Raw genomic sequence first — 19,543 nt, forward strand, 5'->3', positions numbered from 1 at the left:
GTAAATCTTCCTACTACTTTCTTCCACGTTTCGCCTTCTTTGTCTTTTTCCGCTAAAAGAAGGGATCGATTGTTTCATGACTTAGCTTCCGCCCTTCATTTCGCCATAGTGATATGGTATGTTCAAGAGAGAAACGGAAAATAGTAAGCAGAACGAAAGAAAAGAGGCTAATAACATGCAGGTTACCCTATTATTATTCGCCGGTTTAGCAGAACGCGCCGGACAAAATAGCATACAGATCGAATTACCTGATTCTAGTACCGTACAAGATTTACTCGATAAGCTGCCACATGAATATCCGGCTTTGAAGGAACTGCTATCCAGTTGCTTTGTATCAGTCAATCAAGAGTACGCAGATCACCATACTATTATAAAGGAAAACGACGAAGTAGCTATTCTCCCTCCTGTCAGCGGAGGCGAAGAGCCACGTTTTGCGATCACAGAAGCCCCTCTCTCGGTAGAACCTTTAATCAAACTAGTTTCTCACCGTAACTGCGGAGCTATTTTAACCTTTATCGGCACAGTACGTGAAATGACGCAAGGTCAGCGTACTGTCTACCTCTCATATGAAGCCTATATTCCCATGGCCATCGAAAAGCTTAAACAGGTCGAGGCAGAAATTCATGAGCGCTGGGAAAATATACGTGTAGCCATCCACCATCGAATTGGCGATCTTCAAATTGAAGAAATCGCAGTAGTCATTGCTGTCTCCTCCCCACACCGTAATGATTCCTTTGAAGCTGGTCGCTATGCGATTGAGCGTTTAAAACAAATCGTCCCGATATGGAAAAAGGAAATGTGGGAGGATGGAAACGAGTGGAAAGGGCATCAGCTAGGGCCTTGGAATCCAATCGCTGACTTGGATAGTGAGAAAAAGTAGTGTATTTTCTGATTGTTAGGATGGAGTGAGCATAGAAATCATGACTGAGAACAGATATTCGAGACAAATTTTATTTGCCCCGATCGGAGTGGCTGGACAAGAACGTTTGCGCAATAGTCGTGTTGCCATTGTTGGGATGGGAGCGCTGGGAACAGTGCTCTCCAACCATCTCGTTCGTGCTGGCGTCGGGTTTGTACGGTTTATAGATCGAGATTTTGTAGAACCAAGCAATTTACAACGTCAAATGCTATATGACGAGGAAGATGCGAGACAGCATTTGCCAAAAGCGATAGCCGCCTATGAGAAATTATCTAAAATAAATTCAGATGTAGCATTGGAGCCTATCGTAGCGGATGTTACTGCTTTTCATGCCGAAAAATATTTATCCGATGTTGATCTTATTTTAGACGCTACCGATAACTTTCAGGTGCGCTATCTTATTAATGATGTAGCGGTTAAACATAATATCCCGTGGATTTATGGCGGAGCTGTTAGCGCAACTGGAACATATACTGCTATTCGTCCTGGTGAAACCCCCTGCCTACGTTGTCTATTTCCCGAAGCACCGAAGCCAGGCACAACCGCCACATGTGATACAGCCGGCGTAATTGGCCCAATCATACATGTGGTTGCCTCTTATCAGGCGACAGAAGCTTTTAAAATCCTTTTACAGGCAACAAATGCCTACAATCCTCATCTGGAGCATTTCGATTTATGGAATAATACCCACCAGCAAATTAAAGTTCTCAAAGCGAAGCGTCCGGACTGCCCTACTTGTGGACAACGACAATTTGAGTTTCTGGAGACTAGTCCTGATGATGAACTCGCTACAGCCTTATGTGGTCGAGATACGGTACAACTAAGCCCTCGTGAAGCAATTACGCTTGATTTGTCTCAACTAGCAAAACGACTCGCTCCACTTGGAACTGTGGAACAGAATCGTTTCTTATTGCGGTTTTACATCGATCCCTACACTTTAGTAATCTTTCCAGACGGACGTGTGCTCGTTCAAAATACCGACGATATCGCCACTGCACGTAGCTTATTCGCCAAATTTATCGGTAATTAGGTAATTTTGTTACTATTTTGTGAAAATAGGGTGGAAGAGTAACAAGCTTTCGAGTATAATAAATTTGCAACGGAAACGAAACGTGGTTTCATCTAGTGAAACAAACAGGTAAGGAATTATGTAATTAGTTGAATTTATTTGCTCGAAGGGGGTTATTCTTTTGGCTTTTCAAGATGATTACAAAGTAAAATCGTCCATGCAAGTAGGTGACAAAACCTATAAGTACTATCGTTTGCAAGGTTTGGAAGAGCAAGGAATCGGTGAGGTATCTAAATTACCTTTCTCCATTAAAATCTTGTTGGAAGCAGCTGTTCGCCAATTTGATAATCGTGCAATAACTAAGGAGCATGTTACATCTCTCGCAAACTGGACGAAGGGCCGTGACAGTAATCAAGAGGTTCCATTAATGCCTGCTCGTATCGTTCTTCAAGACTTTACCGGTGTACCTGCGGTTGTAGACTTGGCTGCTATGCGAGTGGCAATGAAGAATAACGGTGGAGATCCGCGTCGTATCAACCCACTTGTCCCAGTGGATTTGGTAATTGACCACTCCGTTATGGTTGACTCATTCGGTTCAGCTAATTCTTTGGCAACGAACATGGATTTAGAATTTGAACGCAATGAGGAGCGTTATCGCTTCCTACGTTGGGCCCAAACAGCATTTGATAATTTCCGTGTCGTGCCACCAGCTACAGGTATCGTTCATCAGGTTAACCTTGAGTACTTAGCATCTGTAGTGGCTAATCGTGAAGTGAATGGTGAAACATTTGCTTATCCAGATTCTTTGGTAGGAACGGATTCCCATACTACCATGATCAATGGATTAGGCGTGCTTGGCTGGGGTGTCGGTGGTATCGAGGCAGAAGCTGGTATGCTTGGACAACCGCTTTACTTCGTTACTCCTGAGGTCGTTGGCTTTAAATTGACTGGTACTTTAAAAGAAGGATCTACCGCAACAGATCTAGCTCTTACCATCACGCAAATGCTTCGTAAAAAAGGCGTTGTAGGTAAGTTCGTTGAATTCTACGGTTCTGGTCTATCTAATATTTCTCTTGCTGACCGGGCAACCGTTGCCAATATGGCTCCAGAGTACGGTGCAACAATGGGCTTCTTCCCGGTGGATCACCTGACACTAGACTATATGCGTCAAACAGGTCGCAGTGAAGAGCTAATCAATCTAGTTGAAACCTATACCAAAGCTCAGGGCTTGTTCCGCACAGATGACACAGAAGAGCCTGTATATTCTGAAACGCTATCACTTGACTTATCTACAGTAGTACCAAGCCTTGCAGGACCAAAACGTCCACAAGATCGCATTGAACTTACGAGTATGAAAGAATCCTTTAACTCCAGCATCCGCACTCCAATCGAAAAAGGCGGATTTGGACTAAGTGAAGAGAAAATCAACACTTCTGCTAACGTTACCTATGCGAATGGGGAAAAAGCTGAGCTGAAAACAGGTTCCGTGGTGATCGCTGCGATTACTTCCTGTACAAATACGTCTAATCCTAGCGTAATGCTGGCCGCAGGGATCGTAGCGAAAAAAGCGGTAGAACGCGGATTAACCAAACCTGCTTTCGTTAAGAGCTCCTTGGCACCTGGTTCTCGCGTAGCAGCTCAATACTTAGAAGATGCAGGACTAATCGATTCTTTAAATAAAATTGGCTTTAATATTGTCGGCTTTGGTTGTACTACTTGCATTGGTAACTCCGGTCCTTTGCCTACAGAGACCAGTCAGGCTATTGCTGACAATGATCTGACAGTAGCGGCTGTACTATCTGGTAACCGTAACTTCGAGGGCCGTATCCATGCGCAGGTAAAAGCGAACTACTTAGCATCACCTCCATTGGTTATCGCCTACGCATTAGCCGGTACAGTAAATATCGATTTAACTACAGAGCCTATCGGTATTGGTAACGATGGTAAGCCTGTATATCTAAAGGATATCTGGCCAACTCCATCTGAACTGGATGAAGCGATGAAAAAAGCGACGAATCCAGACCTGTTCCGTGCTGAATATGAGCATGTATTTACAGCAAATGAACGCTGGAACAAAATTGATGCTCCAACTGGAGATCTGTATGAGTGGGATAGCAAGTCTACCTACATTCAAGAGCCACCATTCTTTAAAAATCTGGAAAAAGAAGCTGGTCATATTGGAGAAATCAAAGGCGCTAACGTCCTAGCACTCCTTGGTGATTCCGTAACAACCGACCACATCTCTCCAGCCGGTAACATCACACCTACTAGCCCTGCTGGTGTTTATCTGCAAGCAAACGGTGTAGAACGAAAAGACTTCAACTCCTATGGTGCTCGTCGTGGGTCTCATGACGTTATGATGCGTGGTACGTTTGCCAATATCCGTATTCGTAACCAAGTGGCTCCAGGTACTGAAGGTGGAGTAACGAAGTATCTTCCTACCGATGAAGTGATGTCAATCTATGATGCATCTATGAAGTATCAAGCTGACACCAAAAACCTAGTCGTTATTGCTGGAAAGGAATACGGTACTGGCAGCTCCCGTGACTGGGCAGCAAAAGGTACATTCCTATTAGGTGTCAAAGCCGTTATTGCTGAGAGCTTTGAGCGTATTCACCGCTCTAACCTGGTAGGCATGGGCGTACTTCCGCTTCAATTCCTGGAAGGTACTAACTGGCATACATTAGGATTAACAGGACGCGAAACCTTCGATATTCTTGGCCTCAGCGATCAAGTTCAACCAAGCCAGATCTTGAAGGTTGTAGGTACTCGCGAAGATGGCTCTACATTTGAATTCGAAACTATCGCTCGTCTAGATAGCACAGTTGATATCGACTACTATCGAAATGGTGGTATCCTTCAAACAGTTCTTCGTCAATTATTTGACGAAAGCAAATAATACTTGAGAGTTGTTACATCCCCTGCTGATTAGCGGGGGATTTTTTTATACCAAGGTTTCATGAAACAAAAGTTTTGTAACATCAATTTCTTACTGCTTCATGCCACGGAGTAAAAAAGCTCGAATAACTTTCTGAAAAAAGGCATAACTTCCTTTTTCCTTTATAAGAAAAATGTAGTAAACTGTTGTTGGAAACAAACTGCTTTTACCAGAAAGGAGATGTTTACTATGAGAAATAGCATTGTCAAAAATCAAATTGTTGGTGGGGATCGCAGAGAATCCTGTTAACATGGGCATATTTCCTAAAACCGGATTCTTCTGTGGTCATGTCTAAAGCTTTATACATGATTAGAGGAGGAGTCCTACTTTGGATCTCAAAACATTAGGCTGGAATCAAAACTTTGAACAACATTTTGCAGCATATTCTTTTCCTACATATATTGTAGGCCGAGTTACCTTAGAGCATAAACGTATCTATCGCGTCATGACTGAAGGCGGCGAGCTACTGGCTGAAATTAGTGGAAAAATGCGATATCAGGCTTTTGATCGAGAAGATTATCCAGCAATAGGCGATTGGGTCGTCATGCAGCCTCGCTGGGAAGAGCAAAAAGCTACGATTCATGCTATTTTACCACGGCAAAGTAAGTTTTCACGTAAAGCGGCTGGCAATGCTCTCGAAGAACAGATCGTTGCAGCCAACGTAAATACTGTATTTTTAGTTAATGCTCTTAATTTAGATTTTAATCTTCGTCGTATTGAGCGTTATCTGCTGGTCACATGGGAATCTGGCGCTAATCCTGTGATTGTGCTTAGCAAAGCTGATTTATGTGAGGATATTGAAAGCAAGATCGCTGAAGTGGAATCGATAGCATTGGGAGTACCGATTTATGCGATTAGCACTTTCGCTCATCAGGGATTGGAGCAGCTTCTCCCCTATGTTCAAACTGGGCAGACCGTTGCCTTACTTGGATCATCTGGGGTTGGAAAATCCTCGCTAGTCAATGCATTAAGCAAGGAACAGCTTCAGGTTGTACAGGAAGTCCGCAGCGGTGATGATCGAGGAAAGCATACGACCACCCATCGCGAGTTATTCTTGTTGCCATCTGGAGGCCTCATGATTGATACTCCAGGAATGCGCGAGCTCCAGCTTTGGGATTCCAATGAAGGCTTAGCAGATACCTTTAAAGATATAGAGGAATTGGCAGAACGCTGCCGCTTCTACGATTGCAGGCATACAACTGAACCGGGATGCGCTATTAAAGCTGCATTGGAGGAAGGAACGCTCACAGACAAGCGCTATCAAAACTATGTAAAGCTACAGCGTGAGCTAGCCTTTCTAGCACGTAAGGAGAACAGACAGGCACAAGCGGCGGAAAAGAATCGCTGGAAACAAATAAACAAATCGCTGCGTGATGCTCCTAAAAAGCGATAATCCTGTACTTTTTCTGTCTTCAACTAATAAGAAAGACTCGAGCTACTAAACTCGAGTCTTTTTGATGCCTACATAAGCATTTTCCCCATCCGAAAGGCTGCATGCATGATGGGAGCCGCAATTTCCTTCATCTTCTCTTCCGTTAATCGGCTTGATGGGCCAGAAACAGATAAAGCAGCAAATACCTTTCCCTGTTTGTCATAAATGGGGGCAGACACCGCTGCCGCTCCTACCTCTCGTTCTTCACTACTGGTGGCAAATCCGACTTGCTTAATCAGTTTTAGCTGTTCTTGATATTGAGGCTTCTCTACCGAATCAGGCCAATTTGGAGACGTCAATAGTTCTTGCAGTAGCCTTTGATCCGCAAAAGCCACCAGTACTTTACTGGAAGCTCCTACCGCCAACGACATTTTAGCCCCCACGGGAGCTACTCTTCTAATCGGTTGATTGCTTTGCACTGCCTGAATGCGAATGCGCTCAAGCCCGTCTATGACATACAGGCTCACCGTTTCTCCTAATAGGTCGCGCAATTTTTCCATCTCTGGCAATAAAATGACTGCCGGATCATCCTCCCGGGTCAAATTAGCTGATAACTCCCACACGCGAAATCCTAAACGGTATTTTTCCGTTTGAACGTTGCGTTGTAAAAATCCCTTGCTTTCAAGTGCGGCCAACAACCGATGTACAGTACTTTTATGCAAACCAATCCGAGCAGCGATTTCACTTAATCCTAATTCCGTTGCGTCCGTAAAACAAAGAAGGACATCTAAAGCCCTTTCTACGCTACGAACGGTTGCCTTGGGTTCTTCCATGACTATTCCCTTCCTTCTCACGGTCGTTCCATCTAGTGAAACCATGTTCTATTTTTAATAAGTATACCTGATTTATTGGCCGCTGTAACTAATTTTCCCTTCCAAAAAAACAGTGATCCCTTCCTTGGAAGCAGATCACTGTTGGATACCTTTGAAGCATTCTCTTGTTTACTGTACCTCCATGATTACACCTGGATTGTAGCGTTTGAGGTAATGAAATATTTCCTGTCTTTGTAAAACCTCATACTCAGTTAGCATGTTGTGCTGCGTTAGATATTCAGATAGGGCTTTTGTTCCTTTTTCCATGCGTCTCATAGCGGCATCGGGAGTTGTCAGCATGGCTGGCACCAGCAGTTGATAGTACCAGATTCCCTTCGCTTCCTCCGATACATCTACAGAAAGCTCGATATCAGGATTTTCAAAAGCAAACAGTGTGTTAAATCGTTCAGAGGTTGTCACGTCTTGAGTTGTAGGAATCGAGATACGCCATACAGAAAGATAGTACTCTTCATTAAATAGCGCCAGCTCATCGGTAACAAGCTGGTACGACTTTTGATCATGATTCACTTCCATTTCACAACCTCCTAATAGTTGGCCGCTTTTTTATGAATCACTAAAATAAATTACTTCCTTCCCCTAACGCTTGGGCATCCTCTGCCGTAATTAGCACTGTACGGGGCTTTCCTCCATTTTGTCCTGCAACGTAACCGCTAGCCTCCATCATTTCAATTAAACGGGCGGCACGATTGTATCCGATACGGAATCTGCGCTGTAAGCTTGATGCCGATGCCTGCCCTTGTTCGGCTACAAATACAAGTGCTTCATGGAATAGTGGGTCATCTCCCATCTCAATGGACGAGACCTGAGCCTCTAATTCTTCCCTAGTAAAAATATATTCTGGCTTGCGCTGTTTCTTGATTACAGATGTCACTGCATCAATTTCGTCATCATTGACATAATTTCCTTGTAAACGAATCGGAGGCGCTCCGCTTTCTAAAAAGAGCATGTCCCCTCTTCCAAGTAATCTTTCTGCTCCACTTTGATCCAAAATCGTCCGGGAATCAATTTGCGAGAACACAGCAAACGCAAGACGTGTAGGAACGTTAGCCTTGATATTCCCAGTGATGATATCTACAGATGGTCGCTGCGTAGCAAGCAATAAATGAATACCGCAAGCTCGCGCCTTTTGAGCAATACGGATGATACAGTCCTCAACATCCTGCGGAGAGACCATCATCAAATCGGCTAGCTCATCTATTATAATGACAATATACGGTAATTGATCATCTGTCGTTTGGTTGTAGCGTTCAATATCCCGAACACCAGCCTCAACAAACAGGGCATACCGTTTTTCCATCTCTTCTACAGCCCATTTAAGAGACGCAGTTGCTTGTTTAGCATCTGTAACAACAGGAGTAACCAAATGCGGTAGATTATTATAGGGTGCCAATTCCACCATTTTCGGGTCAATCAGCAACAATCGTACTTGTTCTGGTGTGGACTTAAATAGCAAACTAATAATAATCGAATTGATACAAACACTTTTCCCTGATCCAGTAGACCCTGCCACCAAACCGTGTGGCATTTTTTTAATATCAGCCACGATCGGCTCTCCACCAATATCCATTCCAAGCGCTATAGCAAGAGGCGAAGGATGGTTCTTGAATTTGTCTGATTCCAGTATACGGCGGATAAAGATCGGCTCGCTTTTGTTATTTGGAACCTCTATGCCGACCGCATTTCGTCCAGGAATAGGAGCTTCTATCCGAATATCCTTAGCAGCCAAATTTAATTTAATATCATCCGAAAGACCAGTAATTTTATTGACTTTAACCCCAGGTGCCGGTTGTAACTCAAAGCGTGTTACTGACGGACCTTTAACTATATTCACTATATTTGCATTTACGTTAAAGTTACTTAGCGTTTCCTCTAGTAGATTCTTTTGATCCAATGTATGTTCGTAATCATCCTCGGTTAAAGCCTGAGTAGGCGTTAATAGCGAGGTCGACGGAAATTCATACATGGGTCGTTCTTCGGGCAAATCTTCTCTAGATGTCAGCTTTTCCGAATGATTTTGAGAAGCATTAGGCGATATCTTTAGGGATGCTTCTCCTACTAGCTCAGACTCTGTTGGTTGCACTGCTGGAAAAACAGGCGCTTCTGGTTGAACAGAAGATATCGCTGTTGTCTTCGGCTCCTCCACTGTTTGTACCTGTTCTACTCGGTCTATATGAGCCTCATCAGTGATACTATCCTCTTTTGCTGCTACATAGGAAAAGGGAATAGGTAAAACTGGTTGCTTTTCCTCTACCGTATTCTTCTCATCCGAGATGGAAAGGTTGTGTACATGCTCCTGTTTGAGCATTACATCCCCTGCATGAACTGCCCCACTCATTTCATGTTGAACGGAAACAACATTTTTTAGCTCCTGTTGCTCAAAATCTACTAGCTCACTAGAAACTGCTGGCGTATCCGACTGCTCATAGGCCGTTATTTCTGGTTTAACTGCCTCTGATACTTCTAATTCAGCTTGTTCCAATATCTCTGGTTCAACAGCCTCTGACATTTCCGGTTCTGCTTGTTCCACTGCCTCTGGTTCAACAGCCTCTGACATTTCTGATTCGGCTTGCTTCACTGCCTCTGCTTTAACATCTTCTAACATTTCCGGTTCTACTTGCTCAAAAACGGCTTCTGGCTTAATGCCCTCTGGTACTTCTGGTTCTACTTGTTCCAATACCTTTGGTTCAACAGCCTCTAACACTTCTGATTCAGCTTGTTCCACTGCCTCAGGTTTACTAATATCTGCTGCTTCCAGTTCTGGACGATATACTTTCTCTTGTACGCTTAGCTCAGACGTTTTACCTTGCCTTGCTGCTTGCAATCGTTGAGCTGCCAAAGCAGCAGCCTGTTCTCTTAAAGAATCAACTTCTGGCTTTTCATACTCCTCATGTTCTGCTTCCCGAACCGGTTCATCCACCGTTACAATCACAATCTGCCCGTCCTCGTTAATTCGGGCTTGTCGAATCTGTTCCTTTTTAACCGTGTTATCTCCTTCTTTAATTTTCCCATAGATCGGTGAGAACAGCTCTGTAGGTGCAAAAGGCTTTTTAAAGCTGTTCGGCTCAGATTGATTGTAACTATCCCCCGAGGTTGAGCTAGGCACATGCTCTTCCTGATAAGTAGCATGAGAGGAATGTCTACTGTAGCGTGAATCGGATTCCTTTTGTCCTCGTTGAGCGTAGCTATCTGTCACAGGCTGTTCTAAAGAACCCGTTTTCCATCTCTGGCGGCCTTCTGATTCTGACGCAATTCGTTCCTGTTGTGTAAAAGCATAATCTGTATTGTTCCTGCTTTCTCTGGAATCCCATAGCCCCTGCTCACTTTGACCCTGATTACGCTGATACTGGGATGGCATCTTATCCGAAGCAATATCAGTTAAGCGCCTTTTCGTTTTCCTCTGCTTTTCAAACTCACTGTCCGGCACGACAGGAAATCGGAAAAATCGGGGACGCGTTCTTTCCATGAACTCGTTTAATTCCTGCTCGTTATGATTCCTTGGGTAAATATTTTTGGTGCGTGCCCTCGTAGAAGAAGTCTGCCTCGGTTGACGGCTAACAAATTCTATCGGTTGCTCTTCATCTATAGGAACGTGTTTAGCTTCCCGATTATCATCCTGCTCATGTACTTCTACCTCTACTTCCATCATTTCTTGCCAAAATTTCTTTAAACGTTCAAACAAACTAGCCATCTCTACTAGTCCTCTCTTCCTCTGTTAATTTAGAAAAGCTGGCTTTTCTGTCTTTTTCACTGTGTCACTGGCTGCTTTTCCCGATAAACTTCAGAGAAGCGATATTGAGGAATTTACTTTTACTCCTCGTCCTTCTGCTTCCTATTGTTGCACAGAAGGGTACGTCATCCATTTTATCACGAAAAGGGCAAACAGAGGCGTCAATTCAATTTTTTGAACAAAATTCGAAACCATCTGCATTCTCATGCGTATAACCTTTTGAAGGAAATTATTTTACAACCTAGAATATTCATCCATGACTACCCAATTTGAAAAGAGGTGCTTTTTTTATGAAAAAAACAACTGTAGGGGCTGCTGTATTGGCATCATCTGTTTTAGTAATGACAGGATGCTCAACCGATGGGACACTACTTCGAGATGCAACCGTAAATAGTATGGAAAAAGGAAGCTACAACCTTGCTGGTTCCTTTAAACTAACTGGGAATTTTGATGAAGTTTTGAAAAAACAAAAGGCGTTAACAGATGAACAAGTTGGAATTCTAGAAAGCGTAAAAGAAGGTATTTCGTTTGAAGGTGTGAAAGGCGACACTGCAAGTTCTAAACTAACAATGTCTCTCAACAACGATAAAGCTTTACGGGACCACAAAGTATGGGAAGGTAAAGACAAAGCATCGATTGAAATGATCGTAGATAAACAAGATATCTATGTGAAATCCCCTATCGATAAGAAATATTTGAAATATGCACAAGATATGCAATTGACTGAAACAAACAACATAGATCCGGAGCTTGTGAAAAAATTCAGCGAAGATGTAAACAACCTCTCCATGAAATTCGCTAACAGATATATCAAGGGCTTCGACTTTAAAGGCTCCTCTGTACAAAACAAAGGCGAAGAAACGGTTAAATTACCAAACGGTGAGGAATTAAAAGCAACCCACCTGATCATTGAGCTAGATACGAAAAATCTGATTGAACTTGCTTACTACATTGCCAAAGATGCAACAGTTAATCCAGAGGTTCGCTCTTTTGCTATTGATTTGACCACAATGGCTACCAAGTTCTCAGATAAAGCTATTGAAGCGAAGAAAACTCTTCTAAAAGACGAAGAATATCGTAAAAATGCCACTGATCAAGTAGACTTAATGATCGCTGCTGCAAAAGTAGGCATTGCTGATTTTGAAAAAGAAAACAGCCCTGAAAAGCTAGTAGAGCTAGCTAAAACAGAAGGCGGGCTACAAAACCTGAAGCTGAAATTAGACTACTGGATCGATAAGGATAAATTGCCAGTACGTTCTACTGTAACACTTGATGTTACTATGAAAGATCCAAAAGCTACAGCGAAAGATGCAACTCCAATTACATTTGGCTTCATTGGCGATAGCTACCAATGGAACTTTGGCAAAGCAACACCATTCGTAGTTCCTAGTAAAAACGACGTAGTTAATTTCGCTGATCTAGCGAAAGATAAAGACGCCATCAAAAACTTTGATGAAAAAGGCTTCTTCCATAAGATCATTAAGGAAGTACAAGCACAACAAGAAGAAATGAAAGCATTTGAAGCTGAAATGGAAGCCCTAGAAGCAAAAGAAAAAGCAGCTGAAGCTAAAGACAAAGCGGCCGAAGCTAAACCAAAAGCTCCTGAGGCTAAACCAAAAGCTCCTGAAACAAAAACAAAATAAGCATCTGATGTAAGAAAAGACCGTAGAGCGATTCCTCTACGGTCTTTCTTGATCTATTACGCCAGTAGATATCCCTTTTCTACCGCACTGTTAATCAGCTCTTCAGCATATGTCCAAAGTGATTCAGACCCCTCCTGAATCGGTTGCTTCACTCGCTTAATCACCTGATCCCTTGTAATATGATTGGTTTTCCAGGTGGCCCCTTCCGTGTAATAATTAAATAACAAGGGTTGAAACCGATCGAGAGCAACAGCAAATCGGGCCTCCGGAGTAATCCTTTGTTCAAATTCTTCCCACAAGCCCTTAAACTCTACCTCCTGATCGCCAGGTAATAAGGCATAGATTCTATCAGCAGCAGCCCTCTCTCGTGCCTCTTTGTCAAGATATCCCCGATCATCGTACACATATGTATCTCCCGCATCAATCTCTACAATATCATGCAGTAACAGCATTTTTATCACTCGTAACAAATCCACCTCAGTATCACTAGCATGCTCTTGCAAAACCATTGCTAACATCGCTACATGCCATGAATGCTCAGCATCATTTTCACGCCTAGAGCCATTCAAAAGTAAGGTCTGTCGGTAGATATGCTTCATTTGATCAATTTCTCTTAAAAATTGGAGCTGCTGTTCAATTCGTACTCCTGTTTGATTCAAAATCATGTTATTCTCCCCTCTACCTTTTCTGGTTGTAAGCGCTGTATTTTTTGCAGATGATTCAAAGTTTTCTTACTTATAATAAATAACCGAATCATTATAAGTGAGTGTAGGAAAACCTCCCGCTATGTACAGGAGGTTCTTCTTTCCTTTATAAAGAAAGATTCGGCAAAAAGCCCGTCTTTCCTTTTTAATGAGATGAAAGTACAGTACCAACCTGATCCGAAACCAGTGTTCCTAGATTCTCACCTTCACAAATCCGCTTCATGACATGCTTCTTATCAAAATTAAAAACATGGATAGGCAAGGCATAGTCACGGGCCAAAATGATGGCAGATTGATCCATTACCTTCAATCCCTGACGAATCACATCATCATAGGAAAGCGATTCATACAGCTTTGTTTTTGCCAAAATGCGCGGGTCTCCATTGAGTACACCATCTACCCCATGCTTGGCAACAAGGATCGCATCAGCTTCCATTTCTAAAGCGCGCTGTACGGCAGGATAATCTGTTGTGACATAAGGCTGACCATTTCCGCCAGCAAAGATAATGACATGTCCTTTCTCTAAATGATGCATCGCTCGCAGACGAATATATGGCTCGGCAACTGAATTAATTGGATTAGCAGTCATCACACGTACCTCATGATCAGTTCTGTTGTTCAACACACCTCTGAGCATAAGACTGTTAATAACCGTTGCCATGGTGCCGATATTATCCGCTTCCACACGGCCAATCCCCCATTCATTGGCCATATTCCCTCTAAAAATATTGCCCCCACCAATGACGATAGCTACCTCCACGCCTAACCGTAACAGTTCCTCTACTTCATCCGCAATGTGTGTCAGCCTATCTGGATCAAAGCCAAATCCTTTGCCTCCAGCTACAGCACCACCACTTAATTTGACCAGTACACGCTTATATCTTGGCATAGCTCTCCCCCTTACTTTGTGGAAGAATTCCTTCCGTATTGTAATCAGAAATTAGGGGTTTTGGCAATCTTTTCAAGAAAAAAATAGCTAACAATAATCTCGCATCATCTTGCATAGCTCATCTTGCAGCGCTCCCCCACTTACAATCATGCTAACCAGTAATTCGGGATGATAAGCTTCATATGTAAATGCTTCTGCACACCAACCAGTCATTTTCGCCCCTGCCTCTTGTGCAATTAAGACGCCAGCCGCCACATCCATCATGTTGGTTTTTTCCATTACAATGTAATCAAGCCAGCCATTTGCCAGCAAACAAAAATCTAGCGCAGGAGAATAATTTCTCATTAAACGTTTCGTGTGTAGGAACAAATCTCTAGTGGTCTCTATTTCTTGCTCTTTTGTCAATGCCTCTCTACCTCGTACGTAAGAACCTGTTGCACGGGCGAGTACATTTTTATTACTGACCTGCATTGGGGTGCCATTTAAATAGGCTCCTTTGCCCTTCTCTGCCCAAAATAATTGGTTAGCTATCGGATTGTATACCACTCCTGCTATCAGCTCTCCACGGTGCTCTAGCGCAATCGAAACAGAAAAATAAGGATGTCCCACGAAGAAATTATTGGTTCCGTCCATTGGATCAATCACCCATAAATACTCGTCACCTCGACTAATCGTACCGATTTCTTCAGAGTAAATAGAATGATCGGGAAAGTGGCGGTGAATTACTTCAATAATGCGGCTTTCACTCTCTCTATCTTCTACTAGCTTGACATCATTGTGCGATTCCAATTCAGGAAACAATTGTTGTGAAAAACGTTGCTTTAAATAAGCTCCCGCTGTAAGTGCTGCCTCTTTTGCAATTTCTAGCATGGCTAATTCTCCTCACTCTTGTATCTGTTCATCTTTCTTCATATCTATATCTTTTATTCCAGACTTTCTATTTGAATAAGCTAGATTCTTCCGCGGTCAATTATGACAAAGGTTCCAGTACCATGCGCAATTAGCCGATCCTGATCGTCATAGACAGACCCCTCCATTACGGCCATTAGTCCACCTCGATGAATCAGTTTAGCAACTGACTTTAGCTTCTGACCTTTACCAGGACGTAGATAACGTATTTGCAAATCGCTCGTAACAGCAGCCTTTCCCTCTTTAGCCATTACCTTATTGATCAGAGACCCCATCGTGTTATCAATTAATGTGGCCGTAACACCACCATGCACAATCTTGAGGGAGTTATGCATATATGGAGTGATCGGAACCTCAAATTGATAGGTTCTTTCATCAATAAAGGCTCCTTGCAATCCTAAGAAACCAGATAGATAGGCACTATTTCGCTCCCGCTTCTGCTTAATTGCTTGTAGGGCTAAACGAAGAATTTCACGTTCCTCATCGGTTCCCTCCATCATAATTTGTTGCCACTCCTCTTGCATCTAATAAAGCCCCCTTTACTATCCTGACATATTGGTATAGGCAATGACCTTCTACGATCATACATAAAAAGCAGTAGAAACAAAAGTAGACATGTCCAAATGTGGCATTCCTATCCCTGAATAGAAAAACAGGCAATCTCTGTTCCGAAAATGCCTCGGATCAAGACCGCCTATCTGAGATAGCTAGAGTATAGTTTGTAATGTAATTCCGAAATTCATACAAGGTTATAATTTTAACTCCTGCACCTGCGGATTCGTGCTTGAAATCGAGGCAAGACTTTTTTTCGGACGCGAGGACCAATAGACACCTAATAGCACGAGCACACCGCCTATTATTTGAGACAAAAGCAACTCCTCTCTTAAAAACAATACAGCAAATAAGGTAGCAAAAACCGGCACTACATTCATAAACGGTGAAGCTTTTGTTGGTCCTAAAAAGTGGACTGACTTCGTCCAGCAAAAGAAAGCAATTACCGACGAGAAGATACCTAAGTAAGCAATTGACCATAGATTCTCCCAGAGAAATAACTGCACAGGGCGATAGCTTAGCTCCAACATCATCAACGGCACTGTAGTAATTACACCTGCAAAGACAATCAAAGTAAAGCCGATCAACCCCGGTAGCTTGTCCGCTGTTTTACGAAGCATAACAGAATAAATGGCCATCAGGGCATTACTTAGAATCAATACGATATCGCCATTATTTAACCGAATGTCAGCAAAGGTTCCAAGGTGTCCTTTGCTGACGATCCACAAAACGCCTAGCAACGATAAAAGAATACCAATTACTTGGTTGCTAGTAATTCTCTCATGCAGCATAAAGTAAGCAACGACAGTGATAAAGATTGGCGATAAGGATGAAAGTAAAGATGCATTGACCGTGTTGGTATGCTCCATCCCCCAATACACCAATCCCGTAAATAATGCAATTCCCAAGAAGCCCATCACTACTACTTCTTTCCAAAACCTCAGATAAAATTCCCAATTTTCACGCAATAACTTCCATGTAAAAGGTAACAGTACAAGAAGAGCAAAAGACCAACGTAAAAAACTAAGAGTAAATGGTGGGACGTGATGTAAAATATTTTTGCCAATCAAGAAATTACTTCCCCATAACAAAGTTGCTAACAGGGGAATCAAATAGACGATCCGATTAGCTTTTTTACCTTGAGTACCCAATCTGATCCCCTTCCTTCCATCAAATATGTAGAACTTGTTACAATCAGACTTGTTTCGTTGTTATTGTATCACCTAGAAACACTGTTTTTAGTGTATCTGAATTTTTTAAAAATTACGCGTTTATTCATTGCTTTCATACACAAAAGCGTTTATGTATTGGGATATTACAACGTTTATGCAGATATCAAATAAAAATAAAATGAATACAATATACATATTAATGAATAATTATACCAAAACACCCAAAATAAAAACCCGCGAAACCAGTTACTGTTTCACGAGCTTTCACTTCTGTTTCACATGTTTTTTTACATGATTCGCATATGATTAAACGGATAGTATAAAAAGATACCTTTACCTACCACCGCTTTTTTTTCAACAAATGGCGTTGGCCATAAATGTGAATCAAAACTACCGTTCCGATTATCTCCTAAAAAAAAGTAGTTGTCTGGCGGTACATGGACAGGAGCGAAATCATAATTCATCGCTTCTTTTAAGTATGGTTCCTCTATCTTTACACCGTTGCGATACAAGAAACCTTGTTTTATCTCGATGGTATCTCCTCCTTTTCCAACCAAGCGTTTAATAAACAAGTCCTTATTTCCCTGAATTGGTGGGGAAAACACAACAATATCACCATATTGAAAGTTTTCTGGATTGGATATTTTCTCAATGAAAAGACGGTCATCCACTTGCAGGGTAGGAACCATAGACGTAGATGGAACATAAACAGCTTGAACCACAAACGTACGGATTGTAAAGCTCAGCACAAGAGCAATAGCTATTATGGGTAGCCACTCTCTAACTATTTTTGGTAACTTCTTCATTATAAAGATCCCTCCTCTTAAGTATACGAGCAACAGGCTGAGTCAATTTCACTCTTTGTCAATTTTTTCTTGCTCGAAATGAACAAATGTTCAGATCATTTTGCTTGTTTCATACTTTCGTATAGTGCTACAATAGTGAAAATACTTTGGATAGGGTGTTGTCGTACGGCTTCATTCCCAATGAAATAACTCTTACGATATCTGAACCATACTGGAGGATAGGCGACATGAGACAAAGAAGCGATATGATCAAAAAAGGCTTTGACCGAGCTCCTCATCGGAGTTTACTACGAGCGGCAGGTGTACGGGACGAGGATTTCGATAAACCGTTTATTGCCATCTGCAACTCTTATATAGATATTATTCCTGGCCACGTCCATTTGCAAGAGTTTGGTAAGATCGTAAAAGAAGCCGTTCGTGAAGCAGGCGGTGTTCCTTTTGAGTTTAACACAATTGGAGTAGATGACGGAATTGCCATGGGGCATATCGGGATGAGGTATTCTTTACCAAGCCGAGAATTGATTGCTGATAGTTTAGAAACAGTAGTTTCGGCTCATTGGTTTGATGGTCTCATCTGTATTCCGAATTGTGACAAAATTACACCAGGCATGATTATGGGTGCTTTACGTGTTAATATTCCAACCATTTTTGTCACAGGTGGTCCAATGAAAGCAGGAAAAACTAGCGATGGACGTTCAATCTCCCTCTCTTCCGTTTTTGAAGGCGTAGGAGCCCATCAGGCAGGTCTGATTGATGATGATAAGCTGTTGGAATTAGAACAATATGGCTGTCCAAGCTGCGGTTCCTGTTCAGGCATGTTTACAGCTAATTCAATGAACTGCTTGGCTGAAGCATTGGGAGTTGCCCTCCCAGGAAACGGCACAATTTTAGCTACCTCTCCCAAACGTCGTGAACTTGTTACATCTACTGCAAGTGCCCTAATGCACTTAATTAAACATGATATCAAAATGCGCGATATTGTTACCAAGGATGCACTAGATGACGCCTTTGCTTTGGATATGGCGATGGGTGGGTCTACAAATACTGTTCTGCACACATTAGCGCTCGCCCATGAAGCTGGCTTTGAATATCCCATAGAAAGAATCAATCAGGTAGCTGAACGCGCACCACACCTATGCAAGTTAGCTCCTGCCTCCGATTATCATATCGAGGATTGCCACAATGCTGGCGGCGTATCGGCCATTTTACGGGAGCTCATGAAACGTGAAGGAATCCTGCATCCTGATCGCATTACTGTAACTGGTAAGACACTGCGTGAGAATGTAGCTGAAGCAGCGATTTTAGATGAAGCTGTGATACATCCTCTTGATAAACCTTACAGTGAACGCGGAGGACTTGCTGTTCTGTTTGGAAATTTAGCTCCAGAAGGCTCCATCATTAAAACGGGAGCCGTGGACCCTTCCATTAAAAAACATGTGGGGCCAGCTATTTGCTTCGACTCTCAAGAGGAAGCTTTAGAAGGCATCGCAAACGGAAAAATTAAAGAAGGACATGTTGTGGTTATTCGTTATGAAGGACCAAAAGGCGGACCAGGTATGCCGGAGATGCTTGCACCCACTTCTCAGATTGTCGGGATGGGGCTTGGTACTAAGGTAGCTCTCGTAACAGACGGACGTTTCTCCGGCGCTTCCCGAGGAATTAGTATTGGTCACGTTTCCCCCGAAGCAGCTGAAGCCGGACCGATTGCATTTGTCCATGATGGGGATATCATCAGCATAGATATGGAAGCACGTACCATACAGCTAGAAATTTCTGACGAGGAAATGGCAAAACGCAAAGAAAGCTGGGCAGGATTCGAACCAAAAGTAAAAACAGGCTACCTTGCTCGTTATTCTAAGCTAGTCACCAATGCATCAACTGGCGGCGTATTAAAAATTTAACGTTGAAATCCAGACTCCCCTATGAAGAGGGAGTCTTTTTCATCCGGAACAAAAAGAATGGCAACAAAATTAACTTGAAACCAGCGTCCATGCATAATAAAGTAGAAGA

15 protein-coding genes are annotated in these 19,543 nt (G+C 42.6%); 6 read left to right on the forward strand and 9 right to left on the reverse strand.

Annotated elements, in window-relative coordinates; translation table 11 throughout:
- The first annotated feature begins 175 nt into the window (after positions 1–175).
- From moaD to rsgA, 4 genes are all read left to right on the forward strand, one after another.
- The gene (moaD, locus tag GOP56_RS12335; RefSeq protein WP_163245734.1) at positions 176–880 is read left to right on the forward strand and encodes a molybdopterin converting factor subunit 1; all 705 of its coding nucleotides are present in this window, start codon (positions 176–178) and stop codon (positions 878–880) included.
- A gap of 40 nt (positions 881–920) precedes the next feature.
- Positions 921–1,949, forward strand: a complete 1,029-nt coding sequence (locus tag GOP56_RS12340) for a ThiF family adenylyltransferase (RefSeq protein WP_163245735.1) — start codon at positions 921–923, stop codon at positions 1,947–1,949.
- Between the two features lie 160 nt (positions 1,950–2,109).
- Positions 2,110–4,827: an aconitate hydratase AcnA gene (gene acnA / locus GOP56_RS12345; RefSeq protein ID WP_003334801.1), complete on the forward strand. Its 2,718-nt coding sequence runs from the start codon at positions 2,110–2,112 to the stop codon at positions 4,825–4,827.
- A gap of 367 nt (positions 4,828–5,194) precedes the next feature.
- Positions 5,195–6,259 carry a ribosome small subunit-dependent GTPase A gene (gene rsgA / locus GOP56_RS12350; RefSeq protein ID WP_163245736.1) on the forward strand — a complete coding sequence of 355 codons (1,065 nt, stop codon included), beginning with the start codon at positions 5,195–5,197 and terminating at the stop codon, positions 6,257–6,259.
- A gap of 68 nt (positions 6,260–6,327) precedes the next feature.
- On the opposite strand, the gene GOP56_RS12355 is transcribed toward rsgA, so the two are convergent.
- The 3 genes from GOP56_RS12355 to GOP56_RS12365 all read right to left on the reverse strand — a co-directional run bounded on the left by GOP56_RS12355 (position 6,328) and on the right by GOP56_RS12365 (position 10,819).
- Positions 6,328–7,071, reverse strand: a complete 744-nt coding sequence (locus GOP56_RS12355; RefSeq protein WP_022585977.1) for an IclR family transcriptional regulator — start codon at positions 7,069–7,071, stop codon at positions 6,328–6,330.
- A 168-nt stretch (positions 7,072–7,239) separates the two neighbouring features.
- On the reverse strand, positions 7,240–7,644 hold the full coding sequence (locus GOP56_RS12360; protein WP_003334797.1) for a hypothetical protein: 405 nt from the start codon (positions 7,642–7,644) through the stop codon (positions 7,240–7,242).
- 40 nt (positions 7,645–7,684) lie between these two features.
- Positions 7,685–10,819, reverse strand: coding sequence for a DNA translocase FtsK (locus GOP56_RS12365; RefSeq protein ID WP_163245737.1), 3,135 nt, complete (start codon positions 10,817–10,819; stop codon positions 7,685–7,687).
- A gap of 329 nt (positions 10,820–11,148) precedes the next feature.
- Between GOP56_RS12365 and GOP56_RS12370 the strand changes: the two genes are divergently transcribed.
- Entirely contained in the window at positions 11,149–12,501 is a 1,353-nt protein-coding gene (locus tag GOP56_RS12370; protein WP_163245738.1) for a hypothetical protein, read from the forward strand.
- Between the two features lie 56 nt (positions 12,502–12,557).
- Here GOP56_RS12370 and GOP56_RS12375 read toward each other — a convergent pair whose 3' ends face one another.
- The 6 genes from GOP56_RS12375 to lepB form a co-directional block, all read right to left on the reverse strand.
- The gene (locus GOP56_RS12375; RefSeq protein WP_163245739.1) at positions 12,558–13,166 is read right to left on the reverse strand and encodes an HD domain-containing protein; all 609 of its coding nucleotides are present in this window, start codon (positions 13,164–13,166) and stop codon (positions 12,558–12,560) included.
- 184 nt (positions 13,167–13,350) lie between these two features.
- Entirely contained in the window at positions 13,351–14,094 is a 744-nt protein-coding gene (gene pyrH / locus GOP56_RS12380) for a UMP kinase (RefSeq protein ID WP_163245740.1), read from the reverse strand.
- Between the two features lie 87 nt (positions 14,095–14,181).
- Entirely contained in the window at positions 14,182–14,964 is a 783-nt protein-coding gene (locus GOP56_RS12385) for an inositol monophosphatase family protein (protein WP_163245741.1), read from the reverse strand.
- A gap of 80 nt (positions 14,965–15,044) precedes the next feature.
- Positions 15,045–15,527 (reverse strand): PaaI family thioesterase, encoded by a 483-nt coding sequence (locus GOP56_RS12390; RefSeq protein ID WP_022585972.1) that lies wholly within the window; start codon positions 15,525–15,527, stop codon positions 15,045–15,047.
- Positions 15,528–15,752: 225 nt separating this feature from the next.
- On the reverse strand, positions 15,753–16,706 hold the full coding sequence (locus GOP56_RS12395; RefSeq protein ID WP_163245742.1) for a DMT family transporter: 954 nt from the start codon (positions 16,704–16,706) through the stop codon (positions 15,753–15,755).
- A 308-nt stretch (positions 16,707–17,014) separates the two neighbouring features.
- Positions 17,015–17,533 carry a signal peptidase I gene (gene lepB, locus GOP56_RS12400; RefSeq protein ID WP_022585970.1) on the reverse strand — a complete coding sequence of 173 codons (519 nt, stop codon included), beginning with the start codon at positions 17,531–17,533 and terminating at the stop codon, positions 17,015–17,017.
- Positions 17,534–17,760: 227 nt separating this feature from the next.
- On the opposite strand from lepB, the gene ilvD reads away from it, so the two are divergent.
- Entirely contained in the window at positions 17,761–19,434 is a 1,674-nt protein-coding gene (ilvD, locus tag GOP56_RS12405; protein ID WP_163245743.1) for a dihydroxy-acid dehydratase, read from the forward strand.
- Positions 19,435–19,543 lie beyond the last annotated feature (109 nt).

It is taken from the genome of Brevibacillus sp. 7WMA2, from assembly GCF_010748895.1.
In the GTDB taxonomy this organism is placed as follows: Bacteria; Bacillota; Bacilli; order Brevibacillales; family Brevibacillaceae; genus Brevibacillus_B; species Brevibacillus_B halotolerans.

Coding starts and splice junctions, on each gene's coding strand:
- ilvD (WP_163245743.1), top strand. CDS start 17,761: ATGAGACAAAGAAGCGATATGATCAAAAAAGGCTTTGACCGAGCTCCT.
- GOP56_RS12360 (WP_003334797.1), bottom strand. CDS start 7,644: ATGGAAGTGAATCATGATCAAAAGTCGTACCAGCTTGTTACCGATGAG.
- GOP56_RS12355 (WP_022585977.1), bottom strand. CDS start 7,071: ATGGAAGAACCCAAGGCAACCGTTCGTAGCGTAGAAAGGGCTTTAGAT.
- GOP56_RS12340 (WP_163245735.1), top strand. CDS start 921: ATGACTGAGAACAGATATTCGAGACAAATTTTATTTGCCCCGATCGGA.
- moaD (WP_163245734.1), top strand. CDS start 176: ATGCAGGTTACCCTATTATTATTCGCCGGTTTAGCAGAACGCGCCGGA.
- pyrH (WP_163245740.1), bottom strand. CDS start 14,094: ATGCCAAGATATAAGCGTGTACTGGTCAAATTAAGTGGTGGTGCTGTA.
- GOP56_RS12385 (WP_163245741.1), bottom strand. CDS start 14,964: ATGCTAGAAATTGCAAAAGAGGCAGCACTTACAGCGGGAGCTTATTTA.
- lepB (WP_022585970.1), bottom strand. CDS start 17,533: ATGAAGAAGTTACCAAAAATAGTTAGAGAGTGGCTACCCATAATAGCT.
- GOP56_RS12370 (WP_163245738.1), top strand. CDS start 11,149: ATGAAAAAAACAACTGTAGGGGCTGCTGTATTGGCATCATCTGTTTTA.
- GOP56_RS12365 (WP_163245737.1), bottom strand. CDS start 10,819: ATGGCTAGTTTGTTTGAACGTTTAAAGAAATTTTGGCAAGAAATGATG.
- GOP56_RS12375 (WP_163245739.1), bottom strand. CDS start 13,166: ATGATTTTGAATCAAACAGGAGTACGAATTGAACAGCAGCTCCAATTT.
- GOP56_RS12390 (WP_022585972.1), bottom strand. CDS start 15,527: ATGCAAGAGGAGTGGCAACAAATTATGATGGAGGGAACCGATGAGGAA.